Source organism: Streptomyces sp. NPDC057249 (genome assembly GCF_042669245.1).
Taxonomy (GTDB): domain Bacteria; phylum Actinomycetota; class Actinomycetes; order Streptomycetales; family Streptomycetaceae; genus Streptomyces.
In genome coordinates this window covers 90,342-110,156 of record NZ_JBHUXS010000001.1, presented here as the reverse complement: position 1 = coordinate 110,156, position 19,815 = coordinate 90,342, and the positions used below count along the sequence as shown (strand labels likewise).

20 protein-coding genes are annotated in these 19,815 nt (G+C 73.9%); 13 read left to right on the top strand and 7 right to left on the bottom strand.

The window, feature by feature from the left end:
• Positions 1–20: 20 nt before the first annotated feature.
• On the bottom strand, positions 21–1,307 hold the full coding sequence (locus ACFUJY_RS00510) for a conjugal transfer protein (RefSeq protein WP_383292371.1): 1,287 nt from the start codon (positions 1,305–1,307) through the stop codon (positions 21–23).
• Between the two features lie 114 nt (positions 1,308–1,421).
• The gene (locus ACFUJY_RS00505) at positions 1,422–2,282 is read right to left on the bottom strand and encodes a hypothetical protein (protein ID WP_383292369.1); all 861 of its coding nucleotides are present in this window, start codon (positions 2,280–2,282) and stop codon (positions 1,422–1,424) included.
• Positions 2,283–2,698: 416 nt separating this feature from the next.
• On the opposite strand from ACFUJY_RS00505, the gene ACFUJY_RS00500 reads away from it, so the two are divergent.
• The 12 genes from ACFUJY_RS00500 to ACFUJY_RS00445 all read left to right on the top strand — a co-directional run bounded on the left by ACFUJY_RS00500 (position 2,699) and on the right by ACFUJY_RS00445 (position 14,036).
• Entirely contained in the window at positions 2,699–3,268 is a 570-nt protein-coding gene (locus ACFUJY_RS00500; RefSeq protein WP_383292366.1) for a hypothetical protein, read from the top strand.
• Positions 3,262–4,203 carry a hypothetical protein gene (locus ACFUJY_RS00495; RefSeq protein ID WP_383292363.1) on the top strand — a complete coding sequence of 314 codons (942 nt, stop codon included), beginning with the start codon at positions 3,262–3,264 and terminating at the stop codon, positions 4,201–4,203. Before ACFUJY_RS00500 ends, ACFUJY_RS00495 begins: the two co-directional genes overlap by 7 nt.
• A 64-nt stretch (positions 4,204–4,267) precedes the next feature.
• Positions 4,268–4,960: an SAF domain-containing protein gene (locus ACFUJY_RS00490; RefSeq protein ID WP_383292361.1), complete on the top strand. Its 693-nt coding sequence runs from the start codon at positions 4,268–4,270 to the stop codon at positions 4,958–4,960.
• Positions 4,960–5,829 (top strand): hypothetical protein, encoded by an 870-nt coding sequence (locus tag ACFUJY_RS00485; RefSeq protein ID WP_383292358.1) that lies wholly within the window; start codon positions 4,960–4,962, stop codon positions 5,827–5,829. The genes ACFUJY_RS00490 and ACFUJY_RS00485 overlap by 1 nt, the downstream gene beginning before the upstream one ends.
• A complete protein-coding gene (locus ACFUJY_RS00480) occupies positions 5,819–7,366 on the top strand; it encodes a CpaF family protein (RefSeq protein WP_383292355.1) in 1,548 nt (515 codons plus the stop codon). The genes ACFUJY_RS00485 and ACFUJY_RS00480 overlap by 11 nt, the downstream gene beginning before the upstream one ends.
• Positions 7,363–8,277, top strand: coding sequence for a type II secretion system F family protein (locus ACFUJY_RS00475; protein WP_383292352.1), 915 nt, complete (start codon positions 7,363–7,365; stop codon positions 8,275–8,277). Before ACFUJY_RS00480 ends, ACFUJY_RS00475 begins: the two co-directional genes overlap by 4 nt.
• The gene (locus ACFUJY_RS00470; RefSeq protein ID WP_383292349.1) at positions 8,274–9,164 is read left to right on the top strand and encodes a hypothetical protein; all 891 of its coding nucleotides are present in this window, start codon (positions 8,274–8,276) and stop codon (positions 9,162–9,164) included. Before ACFUJY_RS00475 ends, ACFUJY_RS00470 begins: the two co-directional genes overlap by 4 nt.
• A 104-nt stretch (positions 9,165–9,268) precedes the next feature.
• Entirely contained in the window at positions 9,269–9,493 is a 225-nt protein-coding gene (locus ACFUJY_RS00465; protein WP_143615623.1) for a hypothetical protein, read from the top strand.
• The gene (locus tag ACFUJY_RS00460) at positions 9,493–9,900 is read left to right on the top strand and encodes a TadE family protein (protein WP_383292345.1); all 408 of its coding nucleotides are present in this window, start codon (positions 9,493–9,495) and stop codon (positions 9,898–9,900) included. Before ACFUJY_RS00465 ends, ACFUJY_RS00460 begins: the two co-directional genes overlap by 1 nt.
• Position 9,901: 1 nt before the next feature.
• Positions 9,902–10,324, top strand: coding sequence for a TadE/TadG family type IV pilus assembly protein (locus ACFUJY_RS00455; RefSeq protein ID WP_073966377.1), 423 nt, complete (start codon positions 9,902–9,904; stop codon positions 10,322–10,324).
• On the top strand, positions 10,324–10,749 hold the full coding sequence (locus ACFUJY_RS00450) for a hypothetical protein (protein WP_383292342.1): 426 nt from the start codon (positions 10,324–10,326) through the stop codon (positions 10,747–10,749). Before ACFUJY_RS00455 ends, ACFUJY_RS00450 begins: the two co-directional genes overlap by 1 nt.
• A 5-nt stretch (positions 10,750–10,754) precedes the next feature.
• Positions 10,755–14,036 (top strand): BTAD domain-containing putative transcriptional regulator, encoded by a 3,282-nt coding sequence (locus tag ACFUJY_RS00445; protein WP_383292339.1) that lies wholly within the window; start codon positions 10,755–10,757, stop codon positions 14,034–14,036.
• Here the strand turns inward: ACFUJY_RS00445 and ACFUJY_RS00440 are convergent.
• The 3 genes from ACFUJY_RS00440 to ACFUJY_RS00430 form a co-directional block, all read right to left on the bottom strand.
• On the bottom strand, positions 14,033–15,541 hold the full coding sequence (locus ACFUJY_RS00440) for a glycoside hydrolase family 43 protein (protein WP_383292336.1): 1,509 nt from the start codon (positions 15,539–15,541) through the stop codon (positions 14,033–14,035). The two genes, ACFUJY_RS00445 and ACFUJY_RS00440, sit on opposite strands and share 4 nt — an antisense overlap.
• 135 nt (positions 15,542–15,676) lie before the next feature.
• Positions 15,677–16,471, bottom strand: coding sequence for an SDR family oxidoreductase (locus ACFUJY_RS00435; protein ID WP_383292334.1), 795 nt, complete (start codon positions 16,469–16,471; stop codon positions 15,677–15,679).
• Positions 16,472–16,825: 354 nt separating this feature from the next.
• Positions 16,826–17,083: a hypothetical protein gene (locus ACFUJY_RS00430; protein ID WP_383292332.1), complete on the bottom strand. Its 258-nt coding sequence runs from the start codon at positions 17,081–17,083 to the stop codon at positions 16,826–16,828.
• A 138-nt stretch (positions 17,084–17,221) separates the two neighbouring features.
• Here ACFUJY_RS00430 and ACFUJY_RS00425 point away from each other — a divergent pair, with 138 nt between their 5' ends.
• On the top strand, positions 17,222–17,812 hold the full coding sequence (locus ACFUJY_RS00425) for a TetR family transcriptional regulator (protein WP_383292330.1): 591 nt from the start codon (positions 17,222–17,224) through the stop codon (positions 17,810–17,812).
• 70 nt (positions 17,813–17,882) lie between these two features.
• On the opposite strand, the gene ACFUJY_RS00420 is transcribed toward ACFUJY_RS00425, so the two are convergent.
• Together ACFUJY_RS00420 and ACFUJY_RS00415 are read right to left on the bottom strand one after the other, a co-directional pair.
• Positions 17,883–18,524, bottom strand: a complete 642-nt coding sequence (locus tag ACFUJY_RS00420) for a response regulator (protein WP_383292326.1) — start codon at positions 18,522–18,524, stop codon at positions 17,883–17,885.
• Between the two features lie 2 nt (positions 18,525–18,526).
• The gene (locus tag ACFUJY_RS00415; RefSeq protein ID WP_383292323.1) at positions 18,527–19,810 is read right to left on the bottom strand and encodes a sensor histidine kinase; all 1,284 of its coding nucleotides are present in this window, start codon (positions 19,808–19,810) and stop codon (positions 18,527–18,529) included.
• Positions 19,811–19,815: the final 5 nt, after the last annotated feature.

Here is a 19,815-nt window from a genome sequence, read left to right as displayed (position 1 = left end):
ACGGCGTCCGTCGAGGCGTCTCAGGACTCGTCCGACGAGGCGTCCGGTGCGGGTCCGGCGTCGTCGGCGACCGGTCCGGTCTGGTCCGGGGACAGCACCGGGGCGGTGTCGATCGACGCCACCTCCCAGCGCCCGTCCCGGGTGGTCAGGGTGAGTGCGTAGCTCAGCAGGTAGTCCTGGCCGCCGGTCGTGGCGCTCACGGAGACCAGTACGTGCCGCTGCGTGCCGTCCTCGGGGACCGCGTCCGCTTCGTCGTCGTCGGCCGCCTGGTCGTCCCGGACTGCGGTGACCAGCGTGGACTCGTACGGGGCGGGCGTGATCGCCGCGACCTGGAGGCCGGGGGACACGTAGCGGTTGAGCTCGCCCTGTCCGGTCAGGTAGGCCGCGAGGAAGCGGCTCACGGTGTCGGTCACGGGGTTGTCGGCGCTGACGCCCCGGTCCGATCCGTAGGCCAGGTCGCCGTGCTGGGCGGAGGCCGGTGCGTTGACCTCGGCGGGCAGCGAGGTCGCCGCGTAGAGCGCGGCCGGGCCCCGGGGGGCCGGCGCCGTCGCCGAGCCGCTCGGCCGCGGCGACGCCTGGGCGGCGGGCGAGGACGGCGCCGGGGACGAGGCCGGCCCGGAGGCAGCCGGGGCGGCCGGCGTCGCGGCGGCCTCCGACGGATCGATCGTGCCGCCCGCGTCCGGCGTACCCGAGACCTGCACGCCGACCCGGTAGTAATGCATGCCCCGGTCCGTCATCTTGCCGGCCTTGTCCTTCGCCGAGATCCGGGCCGCGACCGTCACCGACCAGTAGCCCCGCTCGGCCTGCCGGGCCGCCACGGTGACGACGTTCGACGCGGAGCGCGAGCCGGGCTCGTTGGCGAGGGTCACGGGCTCGGAGTAGTACGGAAGCAGGTCCTCCTCCGTGCCTTCGCCCGCCGCCAGGTACGCCGCCACGTACAGCTCGGCGAACCCCGAGGGGCCGGTGGCCGACGGGGCGGACTCGGTCCGGCCCTGTTTGCCGGTCGACGTCGTCGCCTGCGAGGAGCTGGCCAGCGCGACCGCGAAGAAGCCCAGCAGCGGTCCGGCGATGACCAGCATCCAGACACCGACGGTGACCAGCTTGGTCAGCCCCGCCATCTTGACGGTGGTCTGCTGCCAGCCGGTGGCCGCCTCGTCCAGCTCGTCGGTCTCCTCCTCACCGGTGGTCTCGGCGGGCACCGCCTGGGGCGCCGGGGCATAACGCGAGGTACGCGTGGCCCTCGGCTTCGCCGGTGCCTGTCCGGTGGTCTTCTGCTTCTTGTTCGCCAGCCTGAGGCCGCGCTTCATCGCATGTCTCCCTGAGCGGTCCGCAGCATCGGGTGTGCATGGGGCAGGTGGATCCGGCCGTACGGATGTGACGTCAACGAGCCACCATCCTGGGTGACTTGTGTCACTGGATCGTCACTTCGCTGTCGCGAACCTGTCAGAGGCCGCAGGCCTGCCGGAGGGGGCGAACCCGTCGGGCGCCGCGAGCCTTCCGGAGGCGGCGACCGCGAGCCGGCGGACCGCCCTGCTGCGCCGCTGACGCTGCCGGGCGCCGTCCCGCGCGGAAGGGCGCGGGGTGACCGGCCGGCCGGCCGGGCGGTCCCGGTAGTAGCCGGTGATGAGGCGGGCGTCCTCCACATCGAGGGCGCCCGACTCCAGCGCCCAGACGAGGAGTTCGACCAGTTCGGCCCGGGCGTCCCAGCCCGCCGCGCGCCCCGGTTCGTCCTCGGCGAGCAGCCGGAGGTCGGCGGCCCGCGCGAGGAGCAGGGTCAGTTCGGCCTGGGACGCGGGGCAGGGGCCGGTCGCGGAGATCCCGGCCGCGCTGTCCGGGTCCAGGGGCACGGCGGACGTGTCGTGCCCGATCAGGCGGCGCGTGAGGCGCAGGGTCTCCAGGGAGAGGTTGGCCGCGATGCGCCGGGGGCGGCGGTGGACGGGGTAGGTCCGGACGACCTCGTAGAGCGCGCCGACCGTGAGGGAGACCGTCTCCTCCCAGTCGTACTGCGGGCGCAGCTGGCTGCGGGCGATGCGGATCGCCTTCGGGAGCATCGTCTGCACCACGGTGCGGGCGGCGAGCTGGGCGCCGGGGCCGCCCGTGACGGCCGCCCTGAGCAGCGGCAGCAGGACGCGGTCCTGGGCGTCGGAGGTCCGGCAGGCGCGCAGCGTGTCGAGCACGGACTGCGGGCCGGTGAGCGCCGGGTCGCCGTACCAGTGGCGCAGATGGGCCCGGAGCGTCTCGTCGTGGCTCAGGTCCGCCCACTCGGTGTTGAGGCGGCCCACAAGCCCTTCGCTTCTGTTACGCGGTGGTGCGTCAGTGTGCATTGGATCGTCTCCCCCTGGACGTGCTGTGGAACACGGCTGATGGTGCGCCTCACCCCTTGTCCACCCCCTTGACCGCGCGGCGGCGCGGCCGGGACAAGGGTGGGTGCCGCCCCGGCGGCGACGCGGACAAGGTCTTGGCCGGCCGACTCGGCGCGCACGGCGGGCCGTTGGCGGGTCGTTACGTGTGTGACGGGTGAAGTGATCAGATTCTGCTCACACCTGGACCGTCAACCGGTCGTCCTGTCACGGCAGTCGGACACAGCTGTGACAGAACGGCGCCCTTTCGAGCCGAAGTCGTGATGCAGAATGACGGCACATCACTTTCCGGACGCAGACGACGATGCGGCACCACGGCGCATGACCAGGGGGGTCCGATGGCACGCGGGAAGAAGACCGGCCTGATGGCCTGTTCGGGGATGGCGGCCTGCCTCCTCGTACTGGCCACGGGCTGTGGCGCGAAGGACGACGAGAAGCCCGCCGGGCCGACGGCGAGCGCCACCGCGGACGACGGCGCGAAGCAGCGCGCGGCGGCCGAGCGCGGCGCCCTGGCGGCGTACCGGGGGATGTGGGACGCGCAGGTCAAGGCGTACTCCACGGGCAGCATGAAGGACGTGAAGCTGAGCGACTACACGACCGGCGACGCCTCCGCGAAGATCATCGACTCCTTCACGTACTACAAGGAGACGGGCATCGCCTTCAAGGGCGGGCCCGACACGTCACCGAAGGTCTCGGCCGTCGATGTGACCTCCCCGGTCCACACCGCGACGATCACCGACTGCGTCGACATGACGGGCATCGTGGTGCGGCGTTCGACGGGCAAGCCGATTGCAGGGGCGAAGGAGGACAACCGCCGCCCCTGGACCGTCCGGGCCACCACCGCCAAGGGCGGCAAGGGCGGCTGGCGGATCAACGACTACACGATCGACAAGGACCGGACATGCTGACCCCGGCGCGGTACGCGCGCGGCGTGCTCGTCGCCCTGGCCGCCGGGGCCCTGGCCCTGGCCGGGACACAGGCCGCCGTGGCCGACGGTGGCGTGAAGTGCCCGCCCGGTACCCAGGTCTGCGACATCACGGCCGAGGACCCGGGCGAGCCCGGGGACGACGGCGGTTCCGGTGGCACGGGCGGCGGTTCCGGGGGCGGCCGGAAGTGCCACCGGGAGAGCGGCCAGGAGATCCCCTGCTACGTGCCGGGGCTCGGCTTCTGGAACGAGGCGTGCTACTGGGTCCTGCTCGACCCGCAGCCGCCGGCCGACGACTACATGATGTGGGGCAACCACAAGCCCGACGAGGGCGACATCTACCACCCCACGTCCTGCCCGGACTTCCCGTACGAGGGCGCCGGCACCTTCGTCCCCCGGGACACGTTCTTCCCCAACGGCGAGATCGGCGAGGACGCCGGGCCGACCCCGGCCGAGCTGGCCGAGCGCGCCGTCGCCCAGATGACCCTCAAGGGCGCCGACATCGGCATCGCGCCGGAGCCGGGCCGCACCGGGCTGGTCGGCCTGCCGGTCTGGATGTGGAACAAGCCGCACCCGAACACCACCGGCCCGCAGGTCAAGACCGTCACCGCCGGGTCCGTCACGGTCACCGCCACCGCCAAGGTGTCCAAGGTCGTGTGGAACATGGGCGACGGCTCCTCCGTCACCTGCACGAAGCCCGGCGAGCCCTACCGGGCGTCGTACGGCAAGCGGGAGTCCCCCGACTGCGGGCACGTCTACCGCCACACCTCGCGCGGCGAGGCCGGAAACAAGTTCAAGGTCACCGCCACGTCCACGTGGACCATCCACTGGGAGGGCGGCGGTGAGAGCGGCGACCTGACCGAGACCCGGGAGTCCGCCACCACCGTGGCCATCGGCGAACTCCAGGTCGTCGGCTGACGACCGGGACGCACCACCGCCCGATGACGAGCGCGCTCAGCGAAAGCACTGCTGGAGGCACCCATTGAGCAGGACCAAGACCGCCGCACCGCCCCACCTGGGCGGTGCGCCCGGCACCCCCGGCCCCACCCCGGTGGCACCCCCGCGGGCACTGAAGCAGCGACGGCGCCGCCCGGCGCTCATCGCGCTGTCCCTCGCCCTGATCGCGGTCGGCGGGCTCTCCGGCGCCCTGCTGTTCACGGCGACCGGGGAGCGCACCGACGTGCTCGCCGTCAGCCACGAGGTGGCGGCCGGCGAGGTCATCGAGGACGGCGACCTCACCGAGGTCTCCATATCCCTCGACCCGGCCCTCAAGCCCGTCAAGGCGGCGGACCGGGGCAGCGTCGTCGGCAAGCGGGCGGCGGTCGCGCTCACCCCGGGCGCCCTCCTCGCCCGCGACCAGTACACCGGCACCAGCCTCCTCAAGCAGGGGGACACCCTCGTCGGCGTCGCCACGAAGCCCTCCCAGCGGCCCACCTCCGGGCTGTACCCCGGGCGCAAGGTGCTCATCGTCAGCACCCCGGGCGAGAACGACGAGATGTCCGACGCCCCGCCGCAGACCATCGCGGCCACCGTCGTCGCGGTCGGCGACCCGGCCGACGCCACCGGGGTCGCCACCATCGACGTGGCCGTCCCGGCGACCGACGGACCGGCCCTCGCGGCGCGGGCCGCCACCGGCCGGGTGGCGATCGTCGTGAAGACCGGGAGCGGTTCCTGATGTCCGTGATCGCGCTGGCCGGCGGGACCGGGGCGCCGGGGGTGACCAGTGCGGCGCTCGCCCTGCTGCTCGCCTGGCCCCTGGACCCCGGGCGCCGGCTGATCCTCGCCGAGTGCGACCCCGACGGCGGGGCCGTCCTCGCGGGCGCCCTCCAGGGCCGGATGGACGCCCGCTACGGGCTGCGCAACCTCGCGGTGGCGCAGCGGAAGGACGAACTGGTCGAGGCGTTCTGGCGGCAGCTGGTCGACATCTCCGAGGACAACAGCAGCAGCCGGCTCCTGCTGCCCGGGATCACCGACCCCGCGCAGGCCGCCGGGCTCGACCCCGCCTGGGGGAGCCTCGCCGAACTGTTCGCCCGGATCGAGGACCACCAGCACGACGTCCTGGTCGACCTCGGCCGGCGCGGCGCGTTCGGCGCCTCGGCGGTGCTCGCCAAGCGGGCGGACGTCGTGGTGATGGTCGTCCGCAACACCCTGCGCGGGGTCCAGAGCGCCCAGGTCCGCGTGGAGGCGCTGCGCAAGTCGCTGGCCGGGCCCGGCGGCACGGGCGCCGACGCGCTCGCCGTCCTGCTGGTCGAGGGCGGGCCCTACAAGTCGGGCGAGGTCGAGAAGGCGCTCGGAGTGCCGGTGCTCGCCACCATCCCCTGGCGGCCCAAGCAGGCCGAGGTGCTGTCCGACGGGGTGGACGGCGGCAGCCGATTCGACCGCTCCGACCTGATGCGCGCCGCCCGCGCGGCCTCCGGACCGCTGCGCGAGCGGGTGGCCCTGCGCCGCGACCGCCTCGCACCCCGCGCGCCGGGCCCGTACAACCAGGGCCCGTACAACCCGCAGGGACCGTACGGAGAGGGGGACATGGCCCATGCGCGCTAACCCGCTGCACCCCGACCCCGTGATGCGTCCCGGCCCGGCCGCCGAGCCCACCGTCGCGTTCAAGCGCGGCGAGTTCGGCCCGCCCGTGCCGCCCCGGACCGACCCCCGCGACGGGCAGCGGTCCGCCGCCGGAGTCTCCTCGGTCCGGGCGATCGGCGAGGCGCGCCTCCCGCAGGCCACCGTGGACCACCGGGTCGCCGGCGAGATCAAGAAGCGGGTCGCGGACCGGCTCGCCCAGGAGATCAAGGCGTCGGCCCGGATGAGCCCGGAGTCCCAGGCCCAGCGTGGCCGGGCGCTGATCAACGAGGCCGTCGCCGTCTGGTCCGACGCCATCGCCGTCGAGCGCGGGGCGAGCACCACCCAGGCCGAGGACGCCGCCCTCGCCTCCGCCGTGTACGACATGCTCTTCCGGGCCGGCCGGCTCCAGCCCTACCTGGACGACGAGCGCGTCGAGAACATCCTGATCAACGGGTACGACGAGGTCTGGCTCGACTACGGGGACAGCGGGCGGGTCCGGGTCGCGCCGGTCGCCGACTCCGACGAGGAACTCCAGGAGATGCTGCGGGACCTGGCGCGCCGCACCGGCCAGAGCGAACGCACCCTCTCCACCGCCGACCCGTTCCTCGCGCTGCGCCTCGCCGACGGCTCCCGCCTCCAGGCCGTCACCGGGGTCACCCCGAAGACGTTCGTGACCATCCGCAGGCACCGCGTCAAGGACGTGGACCTCGACGGCATGATCCGGCTCGGCGCCATCGACGAGACCCTGGCGGCCTTCCTCGCCGCCGCCGTGCGCGCCGAGAAGAACATCATGATCACGGGCGAGCAGGCGGTCGGGAAGACCTCGCTGCTGCGCGCCCTGCTCAAGGAGATCGACCCGGACGAGCGCTTCGCCACCATCGAGACCGAGTTCGAGCTCTTCGCGCACACGAACGGCTTCCACCGCCAGGTCGTGCCGATGGAGTCCCGGGAGTCCAACGGCGAACGCGGCGCCGACGGCCGGGGCGCGGGCGAGATCACCCTGCTCGACCTCATCCACCGCGCGCTGCGCATGTCGCTGTCCCGCGTCGTCGTCGGCGAGGTCCGCGGCCAGGAGATCGTCGCCATGATGCAGGCGATGACCAACGGCAAGGGCGGCAACCTCTGCACCATCCACGCCCGCCGCCCCGAGATCGTCTTCGACCGCATCGCCGAGCTGTACCTGCTGGCCCAGGACAACATGACCGAGCAGCTGGCCTACCGTCAGGCCGCCAACGGGCTCGACTTCATCGTCTTCGTCTCGATGCGCGACGAGACCCGCATCGAGGGCAAGCGCCACCGCTTCGTCTCGCACGTCCTGGAGGTCACCGGCATGGGCGAGAACGGCCGCCCCGCCACCAACCGGATCTTCGCACCGCGCCCCGGCGAGCCGAGGGCCGTCCCGCACATGCACCCCTCCTGCCTGGAGGACCTGGTCCGGGTCGGCTTCCCCGTACACCTGCTGGACAACCCGCGCGGCTCCTGGCAGCGCCCGCTGGATCTCCAGGTGATGGCCGGATGAACCTGATGCTGATGTGGGTGCTCGCCGGACTCGCCGTCGCCGGCGGCCTGGTGGGCCTGGTCGTGGGACTGGTCGGTACGACGGCCCCGCGCCCGGTCCGCCGCTCGCGCAAGGGGCTCGGCGGCGGCGTGGAGCACGACGCGGCCATGCGGCGCCGGACCCGCTGGGCGGCGGGCGGTGTCGTCGGCCTGGCCGTCTGGGTGATCACCGGCGTCTTCACCGGCGGGCTGCTCGTCGGCGCCGCCGTGGTCGGGGTGCCCTGGCTGCTCTCGCCCACGAAGAACGCCACCGTGCGCATCGACAAGCTGGAGGCGCTCGGCGAGTGGACCCAGCGCCTGTCCGATGTGCTGCGGCTCGGCATGGGCCTGGAGCAGGCGATGATCGCCAGCCGGCGCGGCGCGCCCGCCGAGCTGGAGCACGAGATCGCCGACCTCGCCGACCGCCTCCAGGTGGGCTGGCGCCCCGCCGAGGCGCTGGAGTCGTTCGCCGACGCGCTGGACGACGTCACCGCGGACAAGGTCCTCGCCGCGCTGATGCTCTGCGCGTCGGACCGGGGCCCCGGCCTCGCGCAGGCACTGGAGGACCTGTCCGAAGCGGTACGCGAAGAGGTCGGCAAGCGCCGTCAGATCGAGGCGGACCGGGCCAAGCCGCGCACCACCGTGCGGTGGATGACCATCATCACGCTCTGCGTGGTCGGCGCGGGCTTCCTCGTCCCCAGCTACACCGCGCCCTACGGCACCCTTCTCGGCCAGCTCGTCCTGGGTCTGCTGACGGCGGCGTTCGCCGGGGTGCTGATCTGGATGCGCGCGCTGGCCGACCACCGTCCGGTGGCCCGGTTCCTGATCGCCGATCCGCGCAGCCGGGTCAAGCTGCCGGAACCGCCCGAACCGCTCCAGGAGGCCCAGTCGTGATACCCCCGGCCGCGATCTTCGCGGGCCTCGCCGTGGGCGGTGGCCTCGCCCTGCTCATCCGTGAACTGGTCGGCCCGCAGCCCGACCTGGCGTCCAGCCTGCGCCGCCTGAACGCCACCGCCCCGGAACAGGCGGAGGAGGCGGGCCCGGCCAGCCGCGACGACGCGTGGGGCGCCTGGCTGCTGGAACACCTCCAGGGCGTGCCCGGGGTCACTGTCCCGCGCAAGGACCTGGCGCTGGTCGGACAGACGCCCGAGCGGTTCCTGCTGCTCAAGGCGGCGCTGGCGGGCGGGGGGCTGCTCATCCCGCCGTTCGTCGTCGGCGCCTGGTCGCTGATGGGGCTCGGCGTGCCGTTCTACCTGCCGGTCGTGGTGGGTCTGGTGCTCGGCGTGCTGCTCTGGTTCATCCCGGACCTGTCCGTACGGGACCAGGCGGCGCGGGCGCGCGAGGAGTTCTCGCACGCGATCGCCGCCTATCTGGACCTGGTCGCGCTCAAGCGGGCCGCCGACTCCGGGCCGACGGAGGCCCTGGAGCGGGCCGCCGCCGTAGGCCGGGGCTGGGCCTTCACCCGGCTCCAGGAGGCGATGATGCGGGCCCGCGTGGACAAGGTCCCGCCGTGGGAGGCGCTGGTCCGGCTGACCCAGGAGCTGGACCTGCCGGTCCTGGAGGACGTCGCCGAGATCATGCGGATGTCGGCGCACGACGGCGCCGCCGTCTACACGACGCTGCGGGCCCGGTCCAAGTCCCTGCGGACCGAACTGCTCGCCAAGCAGGCCGCCGAGGCGAACGAGAACAGCGAGAAGATGACCGCCCCCGGGGCGCTCCTCGCCGTGCTCGTGATGCTGATGGTCGCCTTCCCCGCGGTGATCAACATCATGGCCACGTAACAGCGGTAACAACCGCCTACGGACCGAACCGCCGTCACCCCCAACCGCGTCTCCCCACAAGGGAGTCGACGCACACGAAGAGAAGGAACGAGGAGGCTCGCAGCATGAACGCGATCAGCAAGCTCACGAACCGGGCCGCTGTGTCCCTGACCATGGTCCTGGCCGTACTGGCGGACCGCGTGGAGCAGGGCGCCAAGGACCCGGACCGCGGTGACGTCTCCATCACCACGGTGATCATCTGGGTCGCCGCCGTGACGGGCGCGCTGCTCATCGCCGGCACCATCGCGACGGTCATCTCCAGGTACAACGGCAAGCTGGCGGGCATCTGATGAAGCCCGCGGTCGTCGCGCGCCGCCGGCTGGACGACCGCGGCGACACCTCGGTCCAGATGGCGATCGTCTTCCCTTTCATCATCCTGCTGACGATCGCCGTGGTGCAGGTGTCGCTCTGGTACTACGCGCGCAACGTGGCGCTGACCGCCGCGCGCGAGGGTGTGGCGGCCGCCCGGGTCTACGAGTCGGGCCCGGGCGCCGGTGCGGAGCGCGCGCAGGCCGTGCTCGGCCGGATCGCGGGCAACACGCTGCTCGGCCCGTCCGTCTCCACGGGCGGCAGTACGGCGGAGCGCATCCGCGTCCAGGTCACCGGGCGCGCGCCGTCGCTGCTGCCCGGGGTGCCCGGGCTGACGATCACACAGAGCGCGTCCGGGCCCGTGGAGCGCTGGACGACCGGGGGATGAAGTGAACTGGGACGACCGGGGGAGCGAGGCGATCCAGGCCGCGATCGTCACGCCGTTGATGATTATCTTCCTCTGCCTGGCCCTCGCGGGCGGCCGGGTGGTGACCGCCGGGAACAAGGTGGACGCCGCCGCCGAGGACGCGGCCCGCGAGGCGTCCATCTCGCGCACCGCCGGGGCCGCGCGGAGCAACGCCCTCGCCGCCGCGCAGGAGACGCTGGCGGACCAGGGCCTCACCTGCTCCGGTACGCGCGTCAGCGTGGACGCGTCGGGGCTCAACGCCCCCCTGGGCACCGTCGGAACGGTCCGCGTGACGGTCGCGTGCACCGTTCCGCTGTCCGACCTGATGCTGCCGGGCGCCCCCGGCAGCCACACCCTCACGTCGACGTTCACCTCGGCGGTCGACGCGTACCGGGAGCGCGACTGATGCGTACGTACGACGACCGGGGCGGCATCGCCGTCTACAGCGCCATCATCACCGTGGCGCTCCTCGCCGTCATCGGGATCACCGTGGACGGCGGCGGCAAGCTGCGCGCCACGGAGCGGGCCGACGCCATCGCGATGGAGGCCGCCCGGGCCGGCGGCCAGGCCATCGATCCGGCCCAGGCCATTCCGGGCAAGGCCGTCGTCGCCCAGCCCGCCGCCGCCCGGGCCGCCGCCGCGGCGTACCTCTCGGCGGCCGGGGCGCAGGGCAGCGCGACGGTGTCGGCCGACGGGAAGCGGGTGACGGTCACCGTGACCGACACGTACGAGACGCGCTTCCTCACGGTCGTCGGCATTTCCTCCATGTCCGTCCACGGGGAGGGGCACGCCACGCTCATCCACGGTGTCGTCGCCCCCGAAGGGTCGTGATCGCGGTGCGTACGGTTGGCAATCTGATACGGGCCCTGCTGAGCCTCGTCGTCCTGGCGGCGCTGCTCGCCGGGCTGCCGGTGCTGCTCTGGTGGGCGACCGGCGTCGTCCTCGACAACGGGATCGAGGACCTGACCCACCTGTTCTCCCGGCAGGACACCGGGGGAGCCTTCCTGCTCCTGCTCGCCGCCGCCGGCTGGGTGGGCTGGGCGGGCTTCGCCTTCTCCGTCCTCCTCGAGCTCCCGGCCCAGCTGCGCGGCCGTACGGTCCGCCCGCTGAGCGGTCTCGGGGCGAGCCGGCGGGCCGCCGCGACGCTGATCGGTTCCATCCTGGTGCTCCTGCCGACGGCCGGATCGGCCCTCGCCGCACCGGCCGCCGCGCCGGTCTCCGTCACCCAGTCGTACGCCCACACCGGCAGCACGGACACCGCGCACGCCTCCGACGCCCGCACCACGCGGCAGACCGCCTCGGCCGACTCGTACACCGTGCGGGACGTGCGGCCCGCCGAGAGCCTGTGGAGCATCGCGGAGGACCGGCTGGGCGACGGCAACCGCTGGCAGGAGATCGCCACGCTCAACGAGGGCCGGGTGATGACGGACGGCACGGTCTTCCACGCCCAGGGCTTCCTCCAGCCCGGCTGGAAGCTGCGGATGCCGGCCGGCACGGGGGCCGTCCACGAGGCGGCGGCGTCCTCCGGCGAGACGGCGACCGTGCGCCCCGGCGACTCGCTGGGCGCCATCGCGGACCGCGAACTCGGCGACCCGGCGCGCTACGGGGAGATCTTCGACCTCAACCGGGGTGCGGAGCTGCCGGGCGGCGGCACGTTCACCAACCCGGACCTGATCATCCCGGGCCAGCAGCTGAAGCTGCCCGCGTCGGGACCGCAGGACACGGACCCGGCGCAGCCCCGGCCAGCGGAGCCGGCCAAGCCGAAGCCCGCGGAGACCGGTAAGCCGGACCCGGCGGAGACGGCCCGCCCCGCACCGCCCAAGCCCGCCGAGCCGGCGAAGCCCGCGCCCGCGAAGCCGGCGGAGTCGGCGAAGCCCGCGCCCGCCACACCCGCCAAGCCCGCCGAGTCGGCGAAGCCCGCGCCTGCCAAGCCCGCCGAGTCGGCCAAACCGCAGCCGGCCGAGAGCGCCGAGCCCGCGCCCGCCAAGCCCGCGAAGCCCGCCGAGACGGCGAAGCCCAAGCCCGCCGAGCCGGCCGAGAGTGCCAAGCCCGCCCCCGCCGAGTCGGCGAAGCCGGCGCCCGGGCCCGGGCAGGAGAAGCCCGAGACGGCCGGCCCGGCCGGTACCGCCTCCGGCGAGGAGGACACCGGGTTCTCCGCCCGTACCGGCGCCGGAATCGGCGCCCTGCTCGCCGCCGGGGTCCTCGGTGTCCTCGGTACCCGCCGCATCGTGCAGCAGCGTCGCCGGCGCCCCCGGCGCCGCATCGCGTTGCCCGAGGGCGATGCCGCCGTACTGGAAAGGGACATGCGGGCCGCCTCGGCGGACGTGCCGGAGGGCCTCGGTCTGCTGGACCGCGCCCTGCGCACGCTCTCCACCGCGCTGGCACCCGACGGGACCCCGCTGCCGCAGCTGGACGCCGTCGTCGTCACGCCGGACGGGGCCGCACTCCACCTGTGCGAACCGGCCGCCCCCGTGGCGCCGTTCGTCCCCGTGGTGAGCGGGGACGAGATCTGGTGGTGCCCGAAGGGCTCGGACGCGCTGCTGCCGGCCGAGGGGGCGTCGGCCACCGCCCTCCCGTATCCCGCGCTGATCAGCCTGGGCACCAGCTTCGAGGGGTTCCCGGTGCTGGTCGACCTGGAGCGGATCGGGATGCTCCGGCTCGACGGCGAGACGGAGGACGTACGGGCCGTGCTGCTGGCGCTGGCCGTGGAGCTGGCGTCCGACTCGCTGCACGCCGAGCACACGGTCCGGCTGGTCGGCTTCGGAGAGGAGCTGACGGAGGCGTTCCCGGGCCGCGTCGTGCACCACGCGACCCTGGCCGCCGCCGTCACCGGCCTCCGCGGCCACGACGAGGCGCAGCGGCGGGCGCTGGCGGAGAGCGGGGCGGAGAGCCTGCGCCAGGCACGGCTCCTGGGGACCGGGGCCGACGCCTGGGCGCCGCAGATCGTGCTGTGCGCCCTGCCGCTCACCGGCTCGGACCCGGCCGCGCTCGACCTGCTCGAACTGACGGCGGCGCAGCCGCGCACCTCGCTGGCCGCCGTGACGAGCGCCGACGCCGGACTCGGACTGCCGGAGACCTGGAGCGTCGACGCCGCGCCCGGCGTCGTCGTCACGATCCCGGGGACGGACCTCGAAGTGATGCTGCAACGCCTCGAACCCGCCCAGTACGCGGCCCTGCTGGAACTGATGGCGGTCACCGAGCGGCCCATGGACGAGCCGACGCCCGACTGGGCCCGGCCGCAGGACCCACGACTCACGCTCGCCGTCATGGCCGCCCCGGAACCGGAGGCCGCCGGGAAGGACGGGAATCCGATGCACGCCGTCCCCGTGGAGGAAACGATCACCGCTCCGGCACCGACGCCCGCCCACCCGTACATCCGGGTGCTCGGGCCGGTCGAGATGGAGTCGGCCGAAGGCCCCGTCGAGTCCAACCGCCGTGGCCGGCTGACCGAGATGGCCGCCTGGCTCGTCCTGCACCCGGGCCTGGAGCACCGGGCCCTGGACGAGGCGATCTGGCCGGGCCGGGAGGTCGGGCACTCGCTGCGCAACTCCAACGTGAGCAAGCTGCGCGCCTGGACGGGCGGCCAGTCCTACCTGCCGTTCGTGACGGACGGGCGGTACGCCTTCGCCCCGTACGTGCGGTGCGACTGGCTGGACTTCCAGGAGCTGTACCAGGAGGGCATGCACGCCCGGGGCGCCGCCGCCGACACCGCGCTGGCGCGGGCGCTCTCGCTGGTCCGGGGCACCCCGTTCGCGGGGACCAACCCGCGCAACTACCTCTGGGCGGACACCATGTTCCACGACATCGTGTCGTCGGTCGTGGACGTCGCCCACGAGCTGGCGGAGCGGTGCCTGGCGGCCGGTGACCTCACCGGCGCGGTCGCGGCGGCCACCCGCGGCCTGGTCGCGTCCCCGGAGAGCGAACTGCTCACCCGGGACCTCTTCCGGGCGCACGCGGCACGCGGCGACCGGTCCGCCGTCATCGAGGCGGCGGACCGGCTGAACCGGCTGAACGAGGAGCTGGGGACCGACGCGGAGGACGAGACGATCGACCTGCTCCGGGACCTCCTGAACGCCCTGCCGGAGGCGCCCGTCGTGGGGGCCACCTCGGCGGCCTAGCCGTCCAGGGGCTCGTACGCGAACCAGTCGAAGTGGACCGTGCCGCTCGCCGCGTACAGGCCGATCACCCGGCCCGTGAAGCCGCCGGTCACCTCCGTGGAGAGGTAGCGCCCGTCGAGGGAGCCGAGCACGGTGAACGTGCCGTCCGGCTCCTCGAAGCCCAGGGACACCGTGTCCGGTCCCGTGCACGGGTCGAGCGGGGCGCGGGTGGGCACGATGTCGATCCCGAGCACCACCGGTCCGGCGGGCGCCGGGCGGGACGCGACCACCGTGCGGAGCGGGCCGATCCGGGCGATGAGCCGGATCTCGCCACCGCCCGCCTCGACCGCGTAGTGGTGCGCCTCGTCGAGCCGGACCGCGAGTCCGCCGCGGCCGTCCGCCGCGTCCGCCAGCGTGCGCGCCCGGCACGCCAGGTGCTGCTGGCGGCGGCCGGTGAACACCGCGTCCGGGTCGTCCAGCGTCGAGCCGCTCCCGTGCAGGGTCAGCCAGCCGGGCCGCTCCTGCGTCCCGGCCCGCCCGGCGGTGGAGCGGCGCGGCGAGATCCAGTACGGGCGCGGCTCGGCCAGGTCGAAGTCGTCCCGGGCCGGGGCCGGGGGCGCGGGCACCAGCGGCCAGGGCGGAGCGGGGAGTTCGGTGCCGACCTCGCCGACGACCGGCCACCCGTCGACCCAGGTCACCGGGGCGAGGAAGGTCTCCCGGCCGAGGACGTGCCAGCCGGGGGTGCCGCCGCCCGGCCGCACGCCGAGGAGCACCAGCCACCAGGTGCCGTCCGGCCCCTGCACCAGGTCGCCGTGGCCGGTGTTCTGGACGGGGTGCTCGCGGCCCCGGTGGGTGAGGACCGGGTTGTCCGGGCAGGGCTCGAACGGCCCGGCGGGCGAGGGTCCGCGCGCGACGGAGACCGCGTGGCCCCGCTCGGTGCCGCCCTCCGCGATGACCAGGTACCAGTGGTCGCCGATCCGGTAGAGGTGCGGGGCCTCCGGCGCCTTCGCCCCGGGCGCCCCGGACCAGACGCGGCGCGGTTCGCCGAAGGTCTCGCCGGTGTGCGGGTCGATGCGGACCTGGGAGACCCCGGCCACCGTGCACCAGCAGCTGCCGTCCTCGTCCCAGGCCAGGTCCGGGTCGATGCCGGGCACACCGGGCAGCGGCACCGGGTCGGACCAGGGGCCGGCCGGGTCGGTGGCGGTGAACAGCAGGTTGCCCACCTCGACATTGGTGACGACGAGCCAGAACCGGCCGTCGTGGTGCCGGAGCGTCGGCGCGTAGATGCCGCCGGAGGCCCGGGTCCCCGGGGTGAGGTGAAGCTGCTCGGGGCGGTCGAGGACGTTGCCGATCTGCGTCCAGTGGACCAGGTCGCGGCTGTGGAAGAGCGGGATGCCCGGGAAGTACTCGAAGCTGGAGCACACCAGGTAGTAGTCGTCGCCCACGCGGCAGACGCTGGGGTCGGGGTGGAACCCGGGGATCACCGGGTTGCTGACGGTCGTGCCCGTCTGGTCTCGGACTGGCATGGCATCCGTTCCTGTACGTCGCGCGTGCTGCCGGAGGGAGGCGTCGAGGCACGTCTGTCGAAGCGCTTCGATACGGAGGCGACCCTAGTAACCGGGTGGGCGCGCGACAAGGGGGAGTCCGGAGGGGGAAGGGGCCTACGCCGAGCCGCCGTTGCTCTTGAGCAGCTGGCCGTTGACCCACTGGCCCTGCGGTGAGCACAGGAAGTCGACCAGGTGCGCGGTGTCCTGCGGGGTGCCCAGGCGGCCCAGTGGGGTGTCCCGCCGGATCAGCTCCGCCAGCTCCTCGTTCATCCACCCGGTGTCCACGGGACCCGGGTTGATGACGTTGGCGGTGACCCCGAGGTGCGCCAGTTCGCGCGCGGCGGCCAGGGTGATGCGGTCCAGGGCGCCCTTGCTGGCCCCGTACGGCAGGTTGCCGACGGTGTGGTCGCTGGTGAGGGCGATGATCCGGCCCGTCCCGACGGGGGCGCGGAAGCGCAGCGCGTACTCCCGGATGAGCAGCCAGGTGGCGCGCGCGTTCACCGCGAAGTGGCGGTCGAAACTCGCGAGGGTGGTGTCGAGGAGTCCGGAGTCCACCGATTCGGCGTGGCTCAGCACCAGCGCGGTGACCGGCCCGATCCGCCGTTCCGCCTCGTCGAAGACGTGGGCGGGGGTGTCCGGATCGATCAGGTCGGCCTCGATCGCGGCGGTGCGGGCGCCGTGCGCGGAGAGCGATGCCTCGATGGCCGCGGTCGCGCCGCGCTCCTCGCCCCAGGTCATGCGCCGGTCGTAGGGCGTCCAGTAGGTGAACGCGATGTCCCAGCCGGAAGAGGCGAGTTGACGCGCGATGCCGGCGCCGATGCCCACTGTGCGGCCGACTCCGGTGATCAGTGCGAGAGGGCGGGACGGGGCGGCGGACGGCGTTTCGGTGGCGGTCACGGGGGTGATCATGCTGGACGGACTTCCGTCCCCGCAATGGAGTTCGGGCCGCTCCCGGGCCGGGCCCAGGGCCGCCGGGTGGGTGCGTACCGGGTGGGGTGGCAGGCGACGAGCGCCACGGCCTCGGCACTCCCCACGCCGGCCGGCGCAGCGAGCAGGCCCAGCGACGGGGCGCCCCCATTCGAAGCGCTTGCGGAGGTTGAGGCGGTGCCCGGCTTCGCGCTCTTCGCCCCTCCGGACGCCGTGGGCTTCCGGGTCGCCCGGTTCGGCGACCTCTGCCTGCGACGTCTCTGTCGAGCCCGCCGTGCTGCCCGTACGGCTACGACCTGCGGGCGGCGAGCCGGTATCGCCCCACCGCTCCGCGCCTCAGCCGCGGCGGCGCAGAACGGCGGCGCGGGCCTTCAGGAGGTTCGGCACCAGCGCGTAGACGACCGCCGGAACGACGATCCCGGTGATCACCAGGGTGCGCAGGAGCATCGGGAACCCCTTGACGTACGGGCCGACGAGCAACTGCACCACGGTCAGGGCGGCGAACACCGCGATCCAGGTGAGCAGTGCGCGCATGTGGACGGAGGGGAGCGCGGCCGGCTGCGCGGCGGTGGCGGGGCGGGTGGCGGTGGTCATGGGAGTCCCTTCCGGGCCGGTGCGGAGGCGGGAGGGCGGTGCCGCCCTCGGTGGCGTTACCCACCTTCCCAACCAACCAGTTGGATGTCAACCATCCAGTTGGTTGGCATCGGTGGTGAGCCGTTCTACGCTGGGGCCATGGCCTCGGACACGACCTCCACCAAGGAACGGCTCCTCGCTGCGGCGAAGGAGGAATTCGCGGCTCACGGCATTGCCGGAGCCCGCGTCGACCGCATCGCGGAGCTGGCCGGCGTGAACAAGGAACGGATCTACGGCTACTTCGGCAACAAGCAGAAGCTGTTCGACGCCGTCGTGGGACGCGCGCTGGACGAACTGGCCGCGGCCGTCCCGCTCAAGGGCGGTGACGATCCCGCCGAGTACGTGGGCCGGGTGTACGACTTCCACCGCGACAACCCGGTCCTCGTCCGCCTCTTCTTCTGGGAGGGCCTGCACTACCGCGACGGCGTCCTGCCCAACGAGGAGGGCCGCCGGGGCCGTTACGAGGAGAAGATCGCCGCCCTCGCGGAGAGCTTCGGCACCGAGGCGTCGCCGCAGGTCGCGGCCTGCCTGCTGAGCCTGATCGGCCTCGCCGCCTGGCCCAACGCGGTGCCGCAGCTGGCCCGCCTGATCATCGGCCCCGACGCGGAGGAGGCCGGAGGGCTCGACCTGCGCGCCCACGTGGTGGCCTTCGCCCGCCAGGCGCTCTCGGACGTGCCGGCGGCCCGTTGACGGGCGCGCGGGGGGCGGGGCCCACTGCCGGAAGCGCGGGCCCCGGGAGTCTCCGGGAGGTCCGCCCCCGTCAGCCCCTGAGGTACGCCAGCACCGCGAGCACCCGGCGATTGGTGGTGTCGTCCACGGACAGGTCCAGCTTGCCGAGGATGGAGCCGAAGTGCTTGCTGACCGTGCCCTCGCTCACCGAAAGGGCCGCCGCCACCGAGGCGTTGGACTTGCCCTCCGCCATCAGGGCCAGCACCTCCAGCTCGCGCGCGGTCAGCCGGGACAGCGGGTCCCGCCGGTGCCGGATCAGCTGCCGGACCACCTCCGGGTCGACGACGGTGTCCCCGGCGGCGACCCGGGCGAGGGCGTCCACGAACTCCTCGACGTGGCCGATGCGTTCCTTGAGGAGGTAGCCGACGCCCCTCCCGTCCGCCGAGTCGAGCAGCTCCTCCGCGTAGGCGCGCTGCACGTACTGGCTGAGCACGAGCACCGGCAACCCGGGCCGCTCCGCGCGCAGTACGAGCGCGGCGCGCAGGCCCTCGTCGGAGAAGCCGGGCGGCATGCGGACATCGGTCACCACGATGTCCGGGCCGTGCTCGGCGACGGCCGCGATCAGCTCGTCCGCCGTGCCCGCACCCGCCACCACCTGGTGGCCGAAGCGTTCGAGGAGACCGACGAGTCCTTCCCGCAGGAGCACGCTGTCCTCGGCCAGTACGATCCGCACGTTCAGGGCCTCTCGCTCGCACCCGGCACGGGGACTTCCAGGCGGAACACCGTGGGCCCGCCGGGGGGACTGGACAGTACCAAACGGCCGTCCAGCACCGAGAGACGGTCGGCCACCCCCTGGAGCCCCGTCCCGGCCCCGGCCGAAGCGCCGCCCCGCCCGTCGTCCGCCACCTCCACCACCAGCCGCCCTCGCGCCACCCGCCCGGACACCCGGACCCGCTCCGCCCCGCTGTGCTTGGCCGCGTTCGCCAGCGCCTCGCACACCGCGAAGTACACCCCGCTCTCCACGGCGCCCGGCAGCCGCTCCGGCAGGTCCAGCTCCACATCGACCGGCACCACCGAGCGGTCCGCGACGTCCTCCACGGCCGCGCTGAGCCCCCGGTCGGTGAGGACCTGGGGGTGTATGCCCCGGATCAGCTCGCGGATCTCCACCAGCGCGGTGTCCGCCTCGCCGTGCGCCTTCGCCAGCAGCCCGTCCAGGGGCTCGTCCGGGCCCTCCAGCCGGGCCAGCCCGAGCGTCATCGACAGGGCCACCAGCCGTTGCTGCGCCCCGTCGTGCAGATCGCGCTCGATGCGCCGCCGCTCCGCCTCGAAGGCGTCCACCAGCCGGCTGCGCGACCGGTCCAGCTCTCGCAGCCGTGCCCCGGCCCCGGAGTCCGAGAGCAGCGCCCGGGTCAGCGCCGCGCGCCAGGCCGCCAGCACCCCCACCGGATACGCGAACACCGGGAGCAGCACCAGCCCGGCGAGCAGCGCCCCGAAGGCGGCCGGATAGGAGTGGGCGAGCCACAGCTTCAGCACCCGGACCTCCTCGCCGCCGCTCACGGCCAGCACCACGGGCGTCGAGATCAGCCCGCCGCATATCGTGAGCGCCGCGCCCACGGTCACCGCTTCGAGCGGCCACAGGACGACCGCGGTGAGCAGCGCGTACGCCAGCTCCCGCCAGGTCGCCCACTCCCGCAGCCGGGTCCGCAGCCAGGCTATGAGCCCGGTGCCGTCCGGTTCGCCGTGGACCGGCTCGAGCGGGCGGGGGTCCACCAGCCGCAGCCTGCGGCGCTCCAGGGCGGCGAGCGGGATGCCGGAGAGGGCCAGGGTGAGCAGGAGCGGGAGTCCGACGAGCACCACGGCGAGCGCGCCACCGGCGACCGCGAGCAGCAGGAGGACGACGAGCGTCAGGACGCCGGTGAACGCGCCCGTCAGCAGATAGAGCGCCGCCCGCCACGGCCAGGGGCCGCACACGTACCGCCGCTGCCGCATGGCCTGGTGGAGGTCGGGGGACGAGAACATGGGGA

What these genes read in the sequence shown, in the direction of transcription:
- ACFUJY_RS00510 (WP_383292371.1), bottom strand. Translation starts at nt 1,307, where the DNA reads ATGAAGCGCGGCCTCAGGCTGGCGAACAAGAAGCAGAAGACCACCGGA.
- ACFUJY_RS00500 (WP_383292366.1), top strand. Translation starts at nt 2,699, where the DNA reads ATGGCACGCGGGAAGAAGACCGGCCTGATGGCCTGTTCGGGGATGGCG.
- ACFUJY_RS00495 (WP_383292363.1), top strand. Translation starts at nt 3,262, where the DNA reads ATGCTGACCCCGGCGCGGTACGCGCGCGGCGTGCTCGTCGCCCTGGCC.
- ACFUJY_RS00485 (WP_383292358.1), top strand. Translation starts at nt 4,960, where the DNA reads ATGTCCGTGATCGCGCTGGCCGGCGGGACCGGGGCGCCGGGGGTGACC.
- ACFUJY_RS00480 (WP_383292355.1), top strand. Translation starts at nt 5,819, where the DNA reads ATGCGCGCTAACCCGCTGCACCCCGACCCCGTGATGCGTCCCGGCCCG.
- ACFUJY_RS00475 (WP_383292352.1), top strand. Translation starts at nt 7,363, where the DNA reads ATGAACCTGATGCTGATGTGGGTGCTCGCCGGACTCGCCGTCGCCGGC.
- ACFUJY_RS00465 (WP_143615623.1), top strand. Translation starts at nt 9,269, where the DNA reads ATGAACGCGATCAGCAAGCTCACGAACCGGGCCGCTGTGTCCCTGACC.
- ACFUJY_RS00460 (WP_383292345.1), top strand. Translation starts at nt 9,493, where the DNA reads ATGAAGCCCGCGGTCGTCGCGCGCCGCCGGCTGGACGACCGCGGCGAC.
- ACFUJY_RS00450 (WP_383292342.1), top strand. Translation starts at nt 10,324, where the DNA reads ATGCGTACGTACGACGACCGGGGCGGCATCGCCGTCTACAGCGCCATC.
- ACFUJY_RS00440 (WP_383292336.1), bottom strand. Translation starts at nt 15,541, where the DNA reads ATGCCAGTCCGAGACCAGACGGGCACGACCGTCAGCAACCCGGTGATC.
- ACFUJY_RS00435 (WP_383292334.1), bottom strand. Translation starts at nt 16,471, where the DNA reads ATGATCACCCCCGTGACCGCCACCGAAACGCCGTCCGCCGCCCCGTCC.
- ACFUJY_RS00430 (WP_383292332.1), bottom strand. Translation starts at nt 17,083, where the DNA reads ATGACCACCGCCACCCGCCCCGCCACCGCCGCGCAGCCGGCCGCGCTC.
- ACFUJY_RS00425 (WP_383292330.1), top strand. Translation starts at nt 17,222, where the DNA reads ATGGCCTCGGACACGACCTCCACCAAGGAACGGCTCCTCGCTGCGGCG.
- ACFUJY_RS00415 (WP_383292323.1), bottom strand. Translation starts at nt 19,810, where the DNA reads ATGTTCTCGTCCCCCGACCTCCACCAGGCCATGCGGCAGCGGCGGTAC.